The following is a 17,287-nucleotide window of genomic DNA, read 5'->3' as shown; positions in this document are numbered from 1 at the left end:
TCATGTCTCCGCAGACAAAAAGAACCGGGGCTGCAAAAGCAGCCCCGGCCCGGGTTCAAGTGATTATTCGACGCTTACGCCATAGAAGATGTGGCCGCCCAGCGGGTGGACTTTGTAGCCCTTCACATTTTCCAGCATCGGCATGAAGACAACCGAGTGCGCGATGGTGGCCCAGGGCGCCTGATCCTTGAAGATGGTCTGCGCCTCTTCGTACAGCTTGGTGCGCTCGGCAACATCGGTCGACTGCTTGGCCTTGTTCACCACGTCGTCGAACGGCTGGTGACACCACTGTGCACGGTTCGAAGCTTCGACACCGTCACAACCCAGCAGAACAGCAAGGAAGTTGTCCGGATCACCATTGTCACCGGTCCAGCCCAGAAGAACGGCACCGTCACGGTTCAGTTCTTTCGAACGCGACAGGTACTCGCCCCATTCATAGGACACGATCTCGACATCGACACCGACCTTGGCAAAGTCCGCCTGGATCAGTTCAGCCATGCGACGCGCATTCGGGTTATACGGACGCTGCACCGGCATCGCCCAGATCTTCATGCTCAGATCGGTAACACCTTCGGCTTCCAGAGCGGCCTTGGCTGCTTCGGGATCATAAGCATCGTCCACGATGGCTTCGTTATAGCTCCACATTGTGGGCGGGATCGGGTTCTTGGCGACCTGACCCGAACCCTGGAACACCACGTCGATGATGGCATTCTTGTCGATGGCCATGTTCAGCGCCTTGCGGACCTTCGGATTGTCGAAGGGTTCCATGGTGGTGTTGTAGGCCAGATAACCGACGTTCAGACCTTCCTGCTCCATCATGTTGATGGCCGGATCGTCCTTCATCGCCTGAATGTCAGCCGGGTTCGGATACGGCATGATGTGGCATTCACCTGCCTTCAGCTTCTGATAGCGCACAGATGCGTCGGGGGTGATTGCAAAGATCAGCTGGTCGATATCCGCCTTGCCGTTCCAGTAGTCGGCGTTGGCCTGATAACGGATCACGGCGTCCTTCTGATACGCCACCATTTCGAACGGGCCGGTGCCGATCGGAGCGGTGTTGAGCTTTTCAGGCGTACCTGCGTCCATCATCGCCTGCGCGTATTCCGCCGACAGGATCGAGGCAAAGTCCATGGCCATGTTGGCAACAAACGGTGCTTCGGGCGTAGCCAGGGTGAACTTGACGGTGTGATCGTCGATCTTTTCAACCGACTTCACCAGATCCGGCATGCCCATGCCGTTGAAGTATTCCCATGTGCCGCCGTTGACCTTGTTGAACGGGTGGTCCTCAAGGCGCTGACGCTCAAAGGTAAAGATCACGTCGTCGGCGTTGAAATCACGGGTCGGGGTGAATTCGTCGTTCGAATGGAACTTGACGCCCTTGCGCAGGGTAAAGGTGTATTCCAGACCGTCATCGCTGGCTTCGACACTTTCGGCAAGGCCGGGGATCACGTTGGTGGTGCCGGTCTCGAACTCCATCAGGCGGTTGTAGATGGGGTGCGACGAGGCGTCGAAGGTGGTGCCGGCGGTAAACAGCGCCGGGTCGAACCCTTCGGGTGAACCTTCGGAACAATAGACGAGCGTGCCTGCCGCCATAGCGGGTGCAGTCATCAGACCAAGGGCGGCGGTTGCCGCCAGGATTCTGGATTTCATTCTCTCCTCCTCAGTTGGAAAAGTTGGATCGCTTGAGCGATTCCGGTTGAGACACCCCCCGGTTCGTTTGTGTTGACCGGGAAACTTCATCTGGTTTTCATTATATTGCATCCAATATCAACCGCTTTCGACCAAGATTTCCGGATTTCGGGAAAGATTTTTGTCGCTTTTCGCGACAAAGTGCCGTTTTTGGCCGATTCACTCAGGCGCTTACGAAACCGGCGACCTCGCGCTCAACAACAGTCGGACTCATTCTCTGGCCGAGACTGGGTGCACCGCTGATCTGCCCGTTCGCTTTAGTGAACCGGCGCACCCTGCGCCGCTCCGGCCTTGGGTGGGCGGCAGAGTAAAAGCAGCGGCAGCGTCGCCAAAGCCACCAGACCAAGATTATTGAACACCGTGAGATAGGACAAAAGCTCGGCCTGGCTTGAGACCTCCTGCGCCAGAATCGCCGCGCCTTCGGCGCTGTCAGGCGTCAGCCCGAGCGGCGCCAGATAGGCCTGTGCCGCCGGGTTATAGGGTGTCACGAATTGCGTCAGCTGCGCGGTATTGGTCTGCAGCCCGCGTACCACCCACGTGCCGACGATGGATATCCCGATCGAAGATCCCAGCTGACGCGTCACACTGAACAAGCCGGACGCCTCGTCCTGACGTGCCTGGCTGATGTTTTCGAATGCCAGAATCGAAAGCGGTACAAACACCAGCCCCATCCCCGCGCCACTGACCACACCGGGCCATGCCAGTTCCCAGAAACCGGCATTCATGTTCAGCGCGCCAAGCATGAAATTGCCCGCCGCAATCAGGCTCATCCCGATACCGGCCAGCACACGCGGGTCAAATCGCCCGACAAGAACGGCGCCGGTGATGACCATCGAGGCCCCGGCCGCGATACCGCGCGGTATGAACAGGTGCCCAGATTCGATCACCGGATAATTCAGAAGGGTTTGCACAAATGTGGGCAGGATCGCGATACTGCCGAACAGCGAAACCGCAAAACCCGCGATGATCAGGTTGCACATGGCAAAGTTGCGATCCGCGAACAGGCGCAAGTCTACGATTGGCTTGTTCTGCGTCAGCGCATGATAAAGCAGCCCGAGCGCACCCAGAATCGAGGCGATAACCGCAACCTGAATGACCCGCGATGACAGCCAGTCCTTTGTTTCGCCTTGATCCAGAACAAATTGCAGGCATCCGATGGCAAGCGCGATCAGCGCAAGACCGGTCCAGTCGATCCGGATGTCCTGAGTTTCATCTTTTGGCAGTTCGCCTGACAATAGCAGCAAAGCCAGCGCCGCAACCGGCATGTTGACGAAAAACACCATCCGCCACGAGAAGTACTCGGTCAGCCAAGCCCCGATCGTCGGCCCGAGGATCGGGGCGACCACTACGCCCAGTCCGAAAATCGCCATGGCCTGACCGCGTTTTTCGCGGGGAAAGGCATCAAACAGGATGGATTGGGACAACGGGATCAGAAAGGCGCCGAACATGCCCTGCGCCAGCCGGAAGACAACGATTGTCTCAAGGCTCCAGGACAGGCCGCACAGGATGGACATCGCCGCAAAGCCGGTCACGGCGGTCAGGATCAGCCGCTTGCGTCCGATGCGGCGGGCGGCAAACCCGGTCAGCGGCATCACCACCACAGCCGAGACAATGTAACTGGTCAGAATCCATGTGGCCTGATCGGTGGTGGCGCCGAATGCGGCCTGAATATGCGGCAGCGCGACGTTGACGATGGTGCTGTCCAGCACCTCAAGCATGGCGCTGAGCACCACGGCAACGACAATGACGGCGTTGACGCCGCTTCGCGTAACCGTGGCATCGCTCATTTCGCGGCTTTCGTGGTGTCGACGGTCACATTCGTGCTGCCACCCACGCGCAACGGCGCATCGGTCGGATCAAGAAAGATGCGCACCGGAAAGCGGCGCGTAACCTTGACCCAGTTGCCGCTCGCATTCTCTGGCGGCAGCAGCGAAAATGTGTCCCCCGACCCGCGCCCGATCGAACCGACGGTTCCGGTCAGTTTCGTACCCGGCAACATGTCGACCGAGATCGAGACAGGCTGACCCGGGCGCACGCGTGGCAGGTCGGTTTCCTTGAAATTCGCATCCACCCACCATTCCGAGGACTCGACAATCGCAAATTGCGGGGCATTTGCGGATACGGACGACCCCACCCGCAAGGTCAGGTTGGCGATCCATCCATCTGCAGGCGCGATGATCTTGGTCCAGGCCAGGTTCGTCTCGGCGATCTGAAGCTGGGCCCGCGAGGAAAGGACCGCATCCTGTTTGGCCGCAAGCCCGCTTTGCAGCGACAGCAGGCGCGATTGCGCACCCGTCAGCTGTGCCGAGGCCTGCGCGAAATTTGAAGTGTTCTGGTCCAGACTGGCCTGAGCAAGGTCGCCGGATGAAAAAAGCGCCTTTGCCCGTTCCAGATTTTTTTGCGCCGTGTCAAAAGCGGATTGTGTACTGTCCACTGTGGCCTGGGCCGCTGCGATCTGAGTGGCATAGGCTTCGGCATCCTTGATAGCGGAATCCAGATCGGCGCGGGCCTGATCGACCGTCGCGCTGAATTGCGTGTCGTCGATTGCAAACAGCAGGTCCCCTGCGCTGACCTTCTGGTTTTCGATCACGGCCATTTCCGAGACCTGCCCCGTCACCTGCGGAGCGATGTTGATGATATTGGCGCCGACATAGGCGTCCTGTGTCGATGGATAGCGCTTTTCGTGCTGCCAATAGAAGAAAAGACCGACCGCGATGCCTACAACCAGACCTGCCGCCACTAGAAGTTTGAGTGATTTCATTCCTGCCAACCTTTGTTTTGTTAGCCCGATCCCCATCGTTTTGGCGAGGTCACCCCATGTGCATCCGCATCGCCAGATTGCCCAATATCCACACCGTCCCGAGGATGATGATCAATAGTACAAGCGTCGAGAACAGCACCAGATCCAGATCCTCGCGGCTGCTTCGGCGGCGATCGATGTGCAGGAAATAGATCAACTGAACCACAAGCTGCGCCAGACCAAGCAGGCCAATGCTCAGGTAAACGCCGACGGTTTTGATGCCATACCGGTATGCGATGACAAACACGGCGAGGGTCAGAGCCAGCGACAGACCGTATCCGATCACATATCTGCGCCGCTCGCGCTTGTGCATCTCGCTCCTTCTATCCATAGGTCAGCCCCCCGAAATAGACGATGGTGATGATGCCGATCCAGATCAGGTCGAGGAAATGCCAGAACAGCGCCAGCCGCATCACGCGGGATTTCATCAGGTCGGTCATTCCCATGACCCGCAGCTGAATCCCCAGCACGATCAGCCACAAACACCCCACCGCAACATGCAGCCCATGCAGCGGAACCAGACCATAGAATGCTGACAGGAAACCGCTGCGCTGTGGCACCCCGCCCTGCGCGGCCATCGACATGAAATCGCGGATTTCCAGCACCAAAAAGCTGAGACCCAGCAGCAGGGTCAACCCGAACCAGAACACGATCCTGACCCGAGGCAGGTTGTATTTCAGCGCCAGCGAGGCCAGCCCCACCGTCAAACTGCTGGTCAACAAGATCAGGGTCTGGGCGAAGATGCTGTAGAGGTCGAACAGCTCATGCGGCCCCGGCCCGCCCGCCTGCGCATCGATCATCGTGATGTAGATGGCGAACATCAAGCCGAAATAGACCAGATCGCTCATCAGAAAGACCCAAAAGCCGAACTGAACCCGTTCCGTCGCCTTGTGGGCGCTGGCGTGGTCCTCGCCCAGATTCAGGCCGGGATAGCTGTGTCTTGGTGCGCGTCTCATGTGGCGGCCTCCAGATCGGGGCCAGCAAGACCGCGGTTTTCCGGAGCGGTTTCGTGATCGCGGTCCACCGGAGCGGAACTGCGAACCAGTTCGAGCCATGCTTCGTGCTGTTTGCGGATCTCTGCGGCGGGGATGATTTCCTCGGTATCGGTGTTAAAGCTCCAGACGATGACCGACAGGATGATAAGAACCGACACCAACGCAGCCAACCACCAGATCCACCAGACCAGCGCAAACATCCAGACACCGCTGAGCACGCACAGGATGAAGCCGATAGACGTGTTTTTGGGCAAGGCGATATCCTCGTAAGCTTCGGGTGACGGATAGGCCTCGCCCCGCTCCTTGGCGGCGGCGAAGTCATCGCGTTCGGTCACTTTCGGAATGATCGCAAAATTATAGGGCGGCGGCGGCGCCGGGATCGACCATTCCAATGTGCGCCCGTCCCACGGGTCGCCAACCGGCACGCGGGTCTTGTCGCGGTCGCGGATGCTGACCCAAAGCTGGATCAGGATCGAAAACAGGCCGCATGTAATAATGAGTGCCCCGATGATCGCCATGATCATGTAAGGGTGGAATGACGGGTCGCTGTAACTGAACGACCGGCGGGGCATTCCCATCAAGCCGACGAAATAAAGCGGCATAAAGGTCAGCAGGAAGCCGACGGTCCACAGGATCGCCGACATCCGGCCCCAGAATTCATTCAAACGGAACCCGAAGGCCTTGGGGAACCAATAGTTGTAGCCGGCCAGCATCCCGAACAGCACCCCCGGCAGCAGCGCGTTATGGAAATGCGCCACAAGGAACAGTGTGTTGTGGACCTGATAGTCGACGGTTGGATTGGCCAGAACCACACCGCTCAGCCCTCCGATGACAAAGAGGATCAGGAAGGACAGGCCGTATAGCATGGGGACAGAAAGGCGAATGCGCCCACGATACAGCGTGGCCATCCAGTCATAGACTTTTACGCCCGTGGGGATGGCGATCAGCATTGTGGCAATACCAAAGACTGCGTTGATCAGCGCGCTTTGCCCCATGGTGAAGAAATGATGCAGCCAGACGGTAAACGACAGCACCGCAATCGACATGGTTGCGATGACAAGAGACGGATACCCATACAGCCGCTTGGCCGAGAAAGTGGCGAAGGTTTCGGAATAGATGCCATAGGCGGGCAGCACGAGCAGATAGACCTCGGGGTGGCCGAACAGCCAGAACAGGTTGGCATAGTTCATCATGTTGCCGCCGAGGTCATTGGTGAAGAAATGGAAATCCAGATAGCGGTCGGCAGCCAACAGAAGGGCGGCAACTCCCAGCGGCGGCATGGCAAAGATGATCAGGATCGAGCTGCAGATGATGGTCCAGCAGAACATCGGCATCCGCATGAACTTCATCCCCGGCGCGCGCATCTTGTAGATGGTGACGGCAAAGTTGATCCCGCTGAGTGTGGTCCCGACGCCCGACACGACAATGGCCCAGATCCAGTAATCCGGCCCTACCCCGGGGTTGAAGGCCGCACCGGTATAAGGAGGATAGGCCGTCCAGCCGCCGGTCGAGAACTCGCCCACCACCAGTGACACCATCAGCATCATGCCTGCGGAAACGGTCAGACCAAGGCCGATCTGGTTCATGACAGGAAAGGCCACGTCCCGCGCGCCGATTTGCAGCGGCATAATGAAGTTGATGACGCCGACCACAAAGGGCACGGCGACAAAAAACACCATGATCGTGCCGTGCGTGCTGAACAGTTCGGCAAAATGGTCGGGTTCCAGAAACCCGTTATCCGGCCCCATCGCCTGCTGCGCACGCATGACGACGCCTTCCAGCACGCCGCGCGCCAGCATGACAATTGCCAGCACGATATACATGATGCCGATTTTCTTGTGATCGACACTGGTCAGCCAGTCGCGCCAAAGAACGCCCCACAACCGAAAGTATGTGAGCAGACCCAAAACCGCGACGACGCCGATAATGACAACGGCTGCCGCCGCGTTGGCGACGATCTCGTTCACGCCGGGATTCTGGATCAGTGCCGTAATCGGCAGCGCGTCCCAGTTCAGGCGACCAATGAAACTGTTCTCGACCGATGTCATTGATCTGCCTCCTGCGCAGCAGTGTCTGCCTTGAACTCTGTGGTGCCGGGCTGATCGGCGCGCGGCAGCGGCTTGCCGCTGTGGTACCGGGCGATGATCGACCGGAACAGATCATCCTGAACAGTAAAATACAGTGCCGCGTCGGGCATATCAGGCGTCCCCAAAGCCGCCTGAACCTCGTCCCGGTCCGAACGCATGGCGAGCGTGCCATACGTCACCTCATCCAATGGAATGCCTACAGATTTCACCTGATCGACCCAGGCGTCAAAGCCGCCACCCTCCATGGCGAGGGTCGCGAATTTCTGCTTGGTAAACCCGCGGCCATTATACTGGGTGTTTTCCCCCTGCATCCGGCCCGGAATATCCGCTGACAGATGCAGCTGTGTGGTCATACCGGGCATTGCATAAATCTGGCCGGCCAGCGCGGGGATCATGAAGGATTGCATGACGGTATCGGTGGTCAGGGTCATGGCCACCTGACGTTTTACGGGAATGCCCAGCTCGCCCACCGTAGCGATACCGAGATCGGGGTAAATAAACAGCCATTTCCAATCGAGACCGACCACCTGAACGCGCAGGGCCGGATCGTCACCAAACGGAGCGGAATACGGATCAAGCCGGTGCGTGGCTTTCCAAAGATAATACGACAATAACGCCACAATGGCGATCGGAACGCCCCACATCAGCATTTCCAGCCCGACGGAAAAATCCCAGTCAGGCCGATACGCGGCGTTTCCGCCCTTGCGGCGGCGGTATCGCAGAACGATCAGCGGCACCAGAACCAGAACCGGGATGACCGCAATCATGATCAGCGCGGTCGCGCGGATCAGATGGACTTTTTGCACCGACGCAATCGGTCCTTGCGGGTCCATGAACGTATTGCTGTCGCACAAGGCCGGACCGGCCATTGTTATCAGAGCGGCCGCGGCAAGTGCCGACAGGACCGCAGGTTTCTGTGCCGTTCGTGTCACGCCTGCCTTACCTGTATATGTCTCTGATCCCGTTCGATTATTAGGAGAAAACCAAAATTTCTCAAGGGTTTTGAAACCCCGGCCAGTTTGCAAACAATGTTCAATACAGGGTCAGCTACAGCGAATTCCGGGCTTTAGATGATAAATGACCGGTCAAATTTGCCGTGCCGGTTCCTGTCCTTCGGACAGCCAGTTCATAACGGTTCTTACCCGTTTGGTGGATCGCGCCTCGGGCACTTCTACAAAATAGCCATGGCTCGGCGGGATATTCTCGTCGAAGATTCTGACAATCCTCTTCTCGCTGATGTCCTGAGCGATCAACGGCAGCCAGCCCAGGATGACCCCCTGCCCATCTGCCGCGCCCCGCAGCAGAACATTGGCGTCCTCAAACACAGGGCCGCGCAGATGGTCGGGCGTATCCACGCCCAAAGCGCGGAACCAGTCAAGCCATCCCCAATGGTCGCGCTGATGCAGGATCGGCACATCCAGCAGGTCCGATGGTTGCCGGAACGGGCCGTGACGGCCGATGAAATCAGGGCTGGCAACCGCGACCGGCCGCAACTCCAGCAGTTTCACCGCGCTGGCCGATACATTCTGAACTCGTTCCCATCGAATGATGATATCGGCCCCCTGCCCGCCGACTGACATGGGCCGATAAGACGGGACGACCTCCAGTTCGATGCCCGGATGACGATCCCAGAAATCACTGATCCGAGGCATCAGCCAGCGGGCGGTGAAAATAGGACCGGCAGCAATCCTGACAACGTTGCGGGATCGACCCTGCAGGGTATCGACGGTTTCTTCGAGAACGGTAAAGGCCTGTTCGGTGGCCTCTGCCAACCGCTTTCCATCTTCGGTCAATGCAATCCTGCGGCCGGATCTGTCGAACAGGCGAATGCCCAGTTGTTCCTCAAGACCGCGCACGTGATGGCTGATTGCTGTGGGGCTGACCGATAGCCGAGAGGCGGCCTCTCTGAAGCTGCCAAGCCGAGCCGCGGCATCAAACGCGCGCAATGAGGGCAGAGACGGAAGCATGGCAAACCTATCAGATGAGTCAAACTCATCTAATGTTGAGAAACCTGTCTTTGTAAACAGGGATTTTCCGGTGTGTTTTGATTTCACCAACAAAGTAGGCTCATGAGCGAATGGCACCTCAATCGCGGCGGCGAGGTCGAAAAGACCGTATAGCCCGTGCTCAGCTACCGGACGAACACCCAGCCGTCTGGCCGGGTGTCGAAGGCGGTCGGTTCAAACCGCTTGCGCCGCATGAGGTCGAGTTGGTCGAGGAAAGCGTTCTGTCTCTGCTGGAAACACTGGGGCTGAGTCAGGCGACCCCGTCGATGATCCGCCGTGTCACCAACGCCGGGGGCAGCCTGACCGAAGATGGCCGCCTGTTGTTTCCGCGCGCTCTGGTCAATGCGGCGATAAAGGACGCACGCCGTGGATTTTCCTTGTGTGGTCAGGACACCCAACACGATCTGCACATCAAGGACGCACGCGTGCACATGTCCACCGGGGGCGCGGCGCCGGGTGTGTTTGACATCGACACCGGGGCCTATCGCGACTCGACCCTGAAAGACTTGTATGATGCCGCGCGCATTTCTGACCGGATGGAGAACATCCATCATTTCAGCCGCTCAGTCGTGGCACGCGATATCGCGGACAATGCGGTGATGGATCTGAACACGGCCTATGCCTGCCTGATGGGCACGTCCAAACATGTCTCTATTTCGATCAGCGAACCGGAAAACGTGTCCGCCATTGCCGAATTGTGTTATCGGGTCGCCGGTAGCGAACAGGCATTTCGCGACCGGCCGTTTCTTACGGTGATGGTCTGTCATGTGGTGCCGCCGATGCGGTTCGCCGAAGACGCCTGCGAGATTCTGGAGCGGGCCATTCAGGCGGGTTTCCCCGTGCAACTGATCAGCGCCGGTCAGGCCGGTGCAACCAGCCCGGCGACGATAGCGGGGTCTTTGGTTCAGGCGGTTGCGGAAACGCTGGCGGGACTGGTGTTTGCGCGTCTGGTTGACCCGCAGGTCCGGGCGATATTCGCACCAAAACCATTGGTGGCCGATTTGCGCACCGGGTCCATGTCCGGCGGCGGTGGCGAACAGGCCATTCTGATGGCAGCGGCGGCACAGATGGGGCGCCATTTCGACCTGCCCACCAGCTCCATCGCGGGCATCACCGATGCCAAGACGCTGGATGCGCAATATGGCGCAGAAAAGTCGCTGGCCGTGGCCATGGCAGCACATGCCGGATCGAACATCGTGACGCAGGCCGCCGGCATGCAGGCCAGCCTGCTGGGCGTTTCGCTTGAGGCTTATGTCAGCGACAATGACTTGCTGGGCAACATCTTGCGTACCATTCGGGGGGTTGAGGCAACGCCGGATAACATCGCCGCCGATGTGATTGCCAACGTGTGCCGGGGCGAAGGTCACTATCTGGGTGAGACGCACACCTTCGGTCGTATGAAATCGGATTACTTCTATCCTCATCTTGGCGACCGCCGTACTCCGCGCGAATGGCAGGAGGACGGGGCAAAGCCTGTCGGAGAGGCCGCGAAAACTGCGGCGCGCGAAATTCTGGCCTCACATTACCCGTCCCACATCGACGATGCGACAGACACGGCGCTGCGCGACGCCTTCGACATCCGACTAAGCCGCGCTGACATAGGGAGGCCGGAATGAAATCCGAAACCCTTGCGGAACGGGCCCGCAAGAACTTGCCCGGTGGGGTCAGTCACGAATTGCGATACCGGGAACCATATCCCATCTGTTTCGACCGGGCCGAAGGCGCTGAAAAATGGGATGCCGACGGTCGGCGTTATGTGGACTTCAAGATGGGTTCAGCCAGTCAGATGCTGGGCCATTGCCATCCCGCGATTGTGCAGGCGGTGCAGGAGCAGGCCGCGCGATCCCTGTTTTCCGCCGACTGCCATGAAGCGGAGGTCGAATGGGCCGAATGGGTGAACCGACTGTTTCCATCGGCCGACAGAACCCGCTTTACTGCGTCCGGGACCGAGGCGACGATGCTGGCCCTCAGGCTGGCGCGCGCATGGTCGGGCAGGGACAGGGTGCTGCGCATCGACGGCCATTTCCACGGCTGGCACGATCACGCGATGAAAGGGGCCAAAGCGGGCAGCGATGCGCCATCGACTCTGGGCGTTCCAGACGCGGTGAACGATCTGATCGAGGTGTGCGCCGCCGATCCGCAGGCTGCGGAAAGCGCATTGCAGGACGACCGCATCGGGACCGTCATTGTCGAGGTTTCGGGGGCGAATTACGGCAGCATTCCGATGTCCACGGACACTCTGAAGGGCATTCACGATGTGGCGCGCGCGGCGGGCACGGTTCTGATCTTTGACGAGATCATCACCGGGTTCCGGTGGTCGCCGGGCGGACGTCAGGCGCTCGACGGGATCACGCCGGACCTGACGACGCTGGCGAAGATCGTGACCGGCGGCCTGCCGGGTGGCGCAGTTTGTGGACGGGCAGAGATCATGGAGCTTATGAACAACGCCGCCGTCCGCGATGGCCTGTCCCCTCCGGTCAGTCACAAGGGCACCTTCAACGCCTCGCCCCTGATCGCCGCCGGGGCCTGTGCGGCGATGCCGCTGCTGGCCTCGGGACAGGCGCAGACGCAGGCAGACGCCATGGCGCAACGTTTGCGCGACGGTATGAATGCGATCCTGTCCCAGCTTGGCGTGTGCGGGATTGCCTATGGCGAAAGCTCAGCCTTCCATGTGCATTTCGGGCACCGTAATCTGAGTGGTCTGACCCCTGCCCAGATACGCGGCCTGCCGCGGGACGTTGTTCGCGCCTATCGGAACGGGCTGCTGGAGCGGGGTGTCGACATGATGTCCTACACATCGGGCGTAACCTCGGGCGCGCATGAGGTCAGTCATATCGACGAGGCGCTTGACGCATTTCGCGACACACTGACGGAAATGATCCGGGACGGGGTGCTGCAATGAGCCTGCCCAAACACGCGCGAACGGTGATCATCGGTGGCGGGGTCATTGGCTGTTCGGTTGCTTATCACCTTGCCCGCGAGGGGCGAAAGGACATCGTGGTACTGGAGCGATCCAAGCTGACATCCGGCACCACCTGGCACGCCGCCGGACTGGTGCGGCGGTTGCGCCCTTCGGCCACGCTGACCAGACTGATCAACTACTCGATCGACCTTTATGGCGAGCTGGAAAGAGAGACCGGTCAGGCCACAGGCTGGACCCAGACCGGTTCACTGACGCTGGCGACAAATCAGGACCGGCTGACCAACATCAAGCGTCAGGTCTCACTCGGTCGGGCCTTCGGGCTTGAGGCGCATATGGTCGATGCAGCGCGCGCCAAGGAATTGTGGCCGCTGATCGAGGTGGACGATGTGATCGGGGCCGTGTGGTCACCGGCTGACGGGCGGGTCAACCCGTCGGATGTGGCACTGGCCCTGTCCAAGGGTGCGCGCGCACGCGGTGTGCGGTTTTTCGAAGACACGGCTGTCACTGGGTTGCAGAAGAAAGGCGGGCGCATTTCCGGCGTCGAGGTTGGAAATCACCTCATCACCGCTGATGAGGTGGTGATTGCCTGCGGCCTGTGGTCCCGCGAGGTCGCCGCCATGGCCGGGGCACATATGCCGCTTTACGCCTGCGAACATTTCTACATCCTGACGAAACCCCTGCCCGAGGTTCAGGCGCTTGGACCCGGCACGCACCTGCCGACGTTGAACGATCAGGACGCCTTTCTGTACGCCCGCGATGATGTCGAGGGATTGTTGGTCGGATCGTTCGAGCCACATGCGAAGGGCCTGCCGCTGGATCGCCTACCCGCCGATTTCTCGTTCGATCTGCTGGATGAAGACTGGGATCACTTCATGCCAATGATGGAAAACGCCCTGCGCCGCATTCCGGCTCTGGAACAGGCCGAGGTGCGGATGCTGCTGAACGGACCGGAGAGCTTTACCCTAGACAGCCAGTTCATGATCGGGGAAAGCCCGGACGTGCCGGGGCTGTTCCTGCTGGGCGGAATGAATTCGACGGGTATCGCTCTGGCTGGCGGGGCGGGCAAGGCAATGGCGGACTGGATCATCGCGGGTGAGCCGACGGTGGACCTGAACGAGGCCGACATTCGCCGCTTTGGCCCCGAAATGAACGTTCTGGGCGCGCTTGAGGCACGGATACCCGAAGTTCTGGGCCGTCACTATGACAACCCCTACCCGGGCCGCGCCATGACCACGGCTCGCGGTCAGCGACGCTCGCCCATCCACGCAGGGCTTGTGCAGGCAAGCGCCCAGTTCGAAAGCCGCGGCGGCTGGGAACGCGCGGTGCATTTCGGTGGCGATGCGGCGCATCTGCCGCTGACGTTTGGCATTCCGAAATGGCGCGAGCAGGTGGGACGCGAAGTTGCCGCCTGCCGGGCGGGCGCAGCCATTCTGGATCAAAGCGCCTTTGGCAAGATCATGGTACAGGGACCGGATGCCTGCGCTTTCCTCAATCGGCTATGCGCGGCGGAAATGGACATTGCGACCGGCCGCATCGCCTATAGCCAGATCCTGAACCGCAGGGGAGGGATCGAATCTGATGTGACGGTACAGCGGCACGGGCCGGACATGTATCTGATGATCACAGGGGCCGGAGAGGTTGTCCGCGATTTGCAGCGGATGCGGGATCTCAAACCGGGTTTTCGCGTCGAAATCACGGATGTCACCAGCGGTTACGCAATCATCGGGCTTGCGGGCACCCGCGCGCGCGAGGTTTTGCGGGCGACAACCAACACCCCGGTTCCCGATCTGAAACGGTTTCATTTTGCCCCGATTGAGGTTGGTCTGGCGCGGGGCTGGGCCGGGCGGCTGAGCTTTACCGGCGAAGACGGGTACGAGTTGTATCTACCTTCGGACATGGCGATGAGCGCCCATGAGGCTTTGGTGGCTGCAGGCGCGACGCATGCTGGTCTGTACGCCTCGGGCACCTTGCGGATCGAAAGCGGGTATCGGGCGTTCGGGCATGAACTGACGCCGGGCGTGACGCCGGTGGAGGCCGGATTGCAGCAGTTCTGCGCCATGGGCAGCGGCTTTGTCGGGGAAGAGGCAATACAGCAAGCGGGTACACCCGAACGCATGATCGTCTCGATACTGTTTGACGATCCAAACGCCATCCCGATCCATGACGAACCGATCTATTACGAGGATAAAGTGGTAGGTCAGATCACCTCAGCAGCATGGAGTGACCGGTTGGGGTGCACGGTTGCTCTGGCGATGTTGACCGGCGCGCTGGATCGCATCCGGTCCGCACCTGTTGTCGACGGCTTCGAGGTGGAAATCGCCTGCACCCGTTTCACCGCCCGCGCTACGGCCAAACCGATCAAAGAGGTATTTTCATGAGCGATACGCTGCGAACCACGCAGGTCGCCATCATCGGTGGCGGGATCATGGGTGTCGCCACTCAGTTCCAATTGGCCGAAAACGGCTGGACGGATACGATCCTGTTCGAAAAGTCCGAGCTGACCTCGGGCTCGACATGGCATGCGGCGGGGCAGATCGCACATGCGGTCGGCAGCCGGGTGATGGGTTGGATCAACAAAACCTCGATCGAAACATACAAGCGGGTCGAACGGGAAACCGGGCAGTCAATCGGCTGGCACGAGGTTGGCGGGTTCCGCATCGCCACAACGGATAACGAGGTGGATTGGATGAAGTCCATCATGGGCGTCGGCAAACTGCTGGATCTGCCCATGGAACTGGTTGGGCCGGATGAGGTCGCCCAAGGCAACCCGTTCTACCGCGTGGATGACGTGAAGGCCGCCGTTCGGACCTTTGAGGATGGCCATATCGACCCTTCTGGCGTCACGATGGCACTTGCCGCTGCCTCTCGCACGCGGGGCGCGGTGATCGAACGCCGCAACCGGGTGACCGGGGCGAGCCGAAAAGGGGATATGTGGCTGCTGCGGACCGAAGCAGGGGATGTACTGGCCGAACATGTGGTGATTGCCGCCGGATCTTATGCCAATCAGGTCGGAGAATGGTTCGGTCTGACGATCCCGTCGGTTTCCTGCCTGCATCACTATCTGGTGACTGACGCCGTTCCTGAATTCGAGGGCCGCACAGAACTGCCGGTCATGCGCGACAACGCCTTTGGCGGCTATATCCGGCAGGAGCAGAAATCGGGGCTGATCGGCATCTACGAAGGTCACGTGTGCCCGACGGTTTGGGAAATGCCCGATGGCGCGCCCTGGGCGGCTGAAAATGAGCTGTTTCAGGCGGATTATGACAGTATCGGTGATTTTCTGATGGTGGCTTTCGGCAAGATGCCGATCCTGGCCGATCTGGGGATCAAACGCGTGGTGCGTGGTGCCATCACCCATACGCCGGACGGCGGCATGCTGGTCGGCCCGTCGGGCGCGCCGAATGTCTGGCTGTCCTGTGGGTCGTCCATCGGGCTGGCCTGGGGCGGCGGGGCTGGCAAGGTGCTGGCCGACTGGATGGTGCATGGTGAAACACAGATCAACACGCGTGGGCTCGACCCGCGCCGGTATGGAAACTTCGCATCCGGCCACTTCATCGTCGAGCGCACGAAAGACGAGTTCATGCGGCGCCACGACACCCCCTGCCCCGGCAAGCAATTCCATTCGCTTCGGCCCGTGCAGCGCCATCCACTCTATGACCGTCTGGCCGCCAAAGGCGCGGTTTTTGGGGAAGTCGCGGGCTGGGAGCGGCCGCGGTATTTCGGTGAGGTTGGCGAACAGGAACAGATCGGCTGGGGACGGCAGGCATGGCATGAGAACGCAAGGCGCGAAGCGGTGGCCACGCGGGACGCTGCTGGTGTCATCGATCTGTGCGCCTTTGCCCAGTTCGAGATTATCGGCAAGGACGCGGGCAATCTGCTGGATCGCCTGTCCGCCAATGGCATACCGGCCCGTGACGGGCGGATGAATCTGAGCCACCTGCTGACACCCAAAGGCCGGTTCGAAACCGAAATCACGATCTGGCGCATTGCCGGGGACAGGTTTTTCACCGGATCACCGATTGCACGCGCAAAGCCCGATCTGGAGTGGATCAGAGATCATATCCGTGAAGGTGAAGACGTTCGGATTATCGACAGAACGTCAGATTGGGGGATGCTGGCGCTGTCCGGACCCGCGTCGCGCACCATCCTGTCGGACCTCACCCGCGCCGACCTGTCGAACGCAGCATTTCCGTGGCTGTCCGGTCAGGAGATCGAGGTCGCCGGGATCGCCTGCTACGCATTGCGCGTCTCGTTTGTCGGTGAACTGGGGTGGGAACTGCACTGCCCTCTGTCGCAAATCGGTGACCTCTACGACGCCCTTTTCAAGGTGGGACAGGAGCATGGGTTGATCGATCTGGGGTCTTATGCCTTCAACGGGATGCGAATGGAAAAAGCCTATCGCGCAAGCGCCGAACTGACCACCGATGTCGGCCCCTTCGATGTTGGGCTGGAGCGGTTCGTCAAAAGTGACGGGCGGGATTTTGTCGGACGCGCAACCCTGTTGGATCGCAAGCCTGAGTGGGAGTTGCTTTTTGCCGAAACCCATAGTGGCGGTATGGATGTGTCGGGGGGTGAACCGGTTCTGTCTGATGGCGCGGTCATCGGCCTGACCACATCCGGCGGCTATGGGTACACCGTGGGTAAAAGCCTTGGCTGGTTGTTCGTCCGCAGGGGCACACCACGAGTAAATCTGACGGTTCAGCTATTGAACGAAACATATGACGTGACCGTGCATGAAAAGGCTGTATTCGATCCTGAAAACCGACGACCGGGTACGGATGGATAAT

12 protein-coding genes are annotated in these 17,287 nt (G+C 59.9%); 4 read left to right on the top strand and 8 right to left on the bottom strand.

From position 1 onward, the window contains the following. Window positions 1-63: 63 nt before the first annotated feature. The 8 genes from ACR0NW_RS20895 to ACR0NW_RS20860 form a co-directional block, all read right to left on the bottom strand. Window positions 64-1,650, bottom strand: a complete 1,587-nt coding sequence (locus ACR0NW_RS20895; protein ID WP_170656395.1) for an ABC transporter substrate-binding protein — start codon at window positions 1,648-1,650, stop codon at window positions 64-66. Between the two features lie 296 nt (window positions 1,651-1,946). Continuing rightward, complete coding sequence (locus tag ACR0NW_RS20890; RefSeq protein ID WP_480452026.1) at window positions 1,947-3,476, bottom strand: DHA2 family efflux MFS transporter permease subunit; 1,530 nt, start codon at window positions 3,474-3,476, stop codon at window positions 1,947-1,949. Beyond that, window positions 3,473-4,450: an HlyD family secretion protein gene (locus tag ACR0NW_RS20885; protein WP_170656399.1), complete on the bottom strand. Its 978-nt coding sequence runs from the start codon at window positions 4,448-4,450 to the stop codon at window positions 3,473-3,475. The genes ACR0NW_RS20890 and ACR0NW_RS20885 overlap by 4 nt, the downstream gene beginning before the upstream one ends. A gap of 49 nt (window positions 4,451-4,499) precedes the next feature. Continuing rightward, a complete protein-coding gene (locus ACR0NW_RS20880; protein ID WP_170656401.1) occupies window positions 4,500-4,820 on the bottom strand; it encodes a cytochrome C oxidase subunit IV family protein in 321 nt (106 codons plus the stop codon). Then, window positions 4,813-5,445 carry a cytochrome c oxidase subunit 3 gene (locus tag ACR0NW_RS20875; protein ID WP_170656403.1) on the bottom strand — a complete coding sequence of 211 codons (633 nt, stop codon included), beginning with the start codon at window positions 5,443-5,445 and terminating at the stop codon, window positions 4,813-4,815. The genes ACR0NW_RS20880 and ACR0NW_RS20875 overlap by 8 nt, the downstream gene beginning before the upstream one ends. Further along, a complete protein-coding gene (locus ACR0NW_RS20870; protein WP_480452027.1) occupies window positions 5,442-7,532 on the bottom strand; it encodes a cbb3-type cytochrome c oxidase subunit I in 2,091 nt (696 codons plus the stop codon). Before ACR0NW_RS20870 ends, ACR0NW_RS20875 begins: the two co-directional genes overlap by 4 nt. Then, complete coding sequence (locus ACR0NW_RS20865) at window positions 7,529-8,503, bottom strand: cytochrome ubiquinol oxidase subunit II family protein (RefSeq protein ID WP_480452029.1); 975 nt, start codon at window positions 8,501-8,503, stop codon at window positions 7,529-7,531. The genes ACR0NW_RS20870 and ACR0NW_RS20865 overlap by 4 nt, the downstream gene beginning before the upstream one ends. A 153-nt stretch (window positions 8,504-8,656) precedes the next feature. After that, the gene (locus ACR0NW_RS20860; RefSeq protein WP_480452031.1) at window positions 8,657-9,538 is read right to left on the bottom strand and encodes a LysR substrate-binding domain-containing protein; all 882 of its coding nucleotides are present in this window, start codon (window positions 9,536-9,538) and stop codon (window positions 8,657-8,659) included. Between the two features lie 110 nt (window positions 9,539-9,648). On the opposite strand from ACR0NW_RS20860, the gene ACR0NW_RS20855 reads away from it, so the two are divergent. Genes ACR0NW_RS20855 through ACR0NW_RS20840 form a run of 4 tightly spaced genes read left to right on the top strand, consistent with a single transcriptional unit; the run spans window position 9,649 to window position 17,286 of the window. Then, entirely contained in the window at window positions 9,649-11,193 is a 1,545-nt protein-coding gene (locus tag ACR0NW_RS20855; protein ID WP_480452032.1) for a trimethylamine methyltransferase family protein, read from the top strand. Next, entirely contained in the window at window positions 11,190-12,479 is a 1,290-nt protein-coding gene (locus tag ACR0NW_RS20850) for an aspartate aminotransferase family protein (RefSeq protein ID WP_480452033.1), read from the top strand. Before ACR0NW_RS20855 ends, ACR0NW_RS20850 begins: the two co-directional genes overlap by 4 nt. Next, window positions 12,476-14,878, top strand: coding sequence for a GcvT family protein (locus ACR0NW_RS20845; protein WP_480452035.1), 2,403 nt, complete (start codon window positions 12,476-12,478; stop codon window positions 14,876-14,878). Before ACR0NW_RS20850 ends, ACR0NW_RS20845 begins: the two co-directional genes overlap by 4 nt. Beyond that, window positions 14,875-17,286: an FAD-dependent oxidoreductase gene (locus tag ACR0NW_RS20840; RefSeq protein ID WP_480452037.1), complete on the top strand. Its 2,412-nt coding sequence runs from the start codon at window positions 14,875-14,877 to the stop codon at window positions 17,284-17,286. The genes ACR0NW_RS20845 and ACR0NW_RS20840 overlap by 4 nt, the downstream gene beginning before the upstream one ends. Window position 17,287 lies beyond the last annotated feature (1 nt).

The organism is Ruegeria sp. CF5 (assembly GCF_056537325.1).
Note: the sequence above shows the minus strand (reverse complement) of the source record. Positions and strands in the feature narration are given on the sequence as shown.

Coding starts and splice junctions, on each gene's coding strand:
- ACR0NW_RS20895 (WP_170656395.1), bottom strand. CDS start 1,650: ATGAAATCCAGAATCCTGGCGGCAACCGCCGCCCTTGGTCTGATGACT.
- ACR0NW_RS20890 (WP_480452026.1), bottom strand. CDS start 3,476: ATGAGCGATGCCACGGTTACGCGAAGCGGCGTCAACGCCGTCATTGTC.
- ACR0NW_RS20885 (WP_170656399.1), bottom strand. CDS start 4,450: ATGAAATCACTCAAACTTCTAGTGGCGGCAGGTCTGGTTGTAGGCATC.
- ACR0NW_RS20880 (WP_170656401.1), bottom strand. CDS start 4,820: ATGGATAGAAGGAGCGAGATGCACAAGCGCGAGCGGCGCAGATATGTG.
- ACR0NW_RS20875 (WP_170656403.1), bottom strand. CDS start 5,445: ATGAGACGCGCACCAAGACACAGCTATCCCGGCCTGAATCTGGGCGAG.
- ACR0NW_RS20870 (WP_480452027.1), bottom strand. CDS start 7,532: ATGACATCGGTCGAGAACAGTTTCATTGGTCGCCTGAACTGGGACGCG.
- ACR0NW_RS20860 (WP_480452031.1), bottom strand. CDS start 9,538: ATGCTTCCGTCTCTGCCCTCATTGCGCGCGTTTGATGCCGCGGCTCGG.
- ACR0NW_RS20855 (WP_480452032.1), top strand. CDS start 9,649: ATGGCACCTCAATCGCGGCGGCGAGGTCGAAAAGACCGTATAGCCCGT.
- ACR0NW_RS20850 (WP_480452033.1), top strand. CDS start 11,190: ATGAAATCCGAAACCCTTGCGGAACGGGCCCGCAAGAACTTGCCCGGT.
- ACR0NW_RS20845 (WP_480452035.1), top strand. CDS start 12,476: ATGAGCCTGCCCAAACACGCGCGAACGGTGATCATCGGTGGCGGGGTC.
- ACR0NW_RS20840 (WP_480452037.1), top strand. CDS start 14,875: ATGAGCGATACGCTGCGAACCACGCAGGTCGCCATCATCGGTGGCGGG.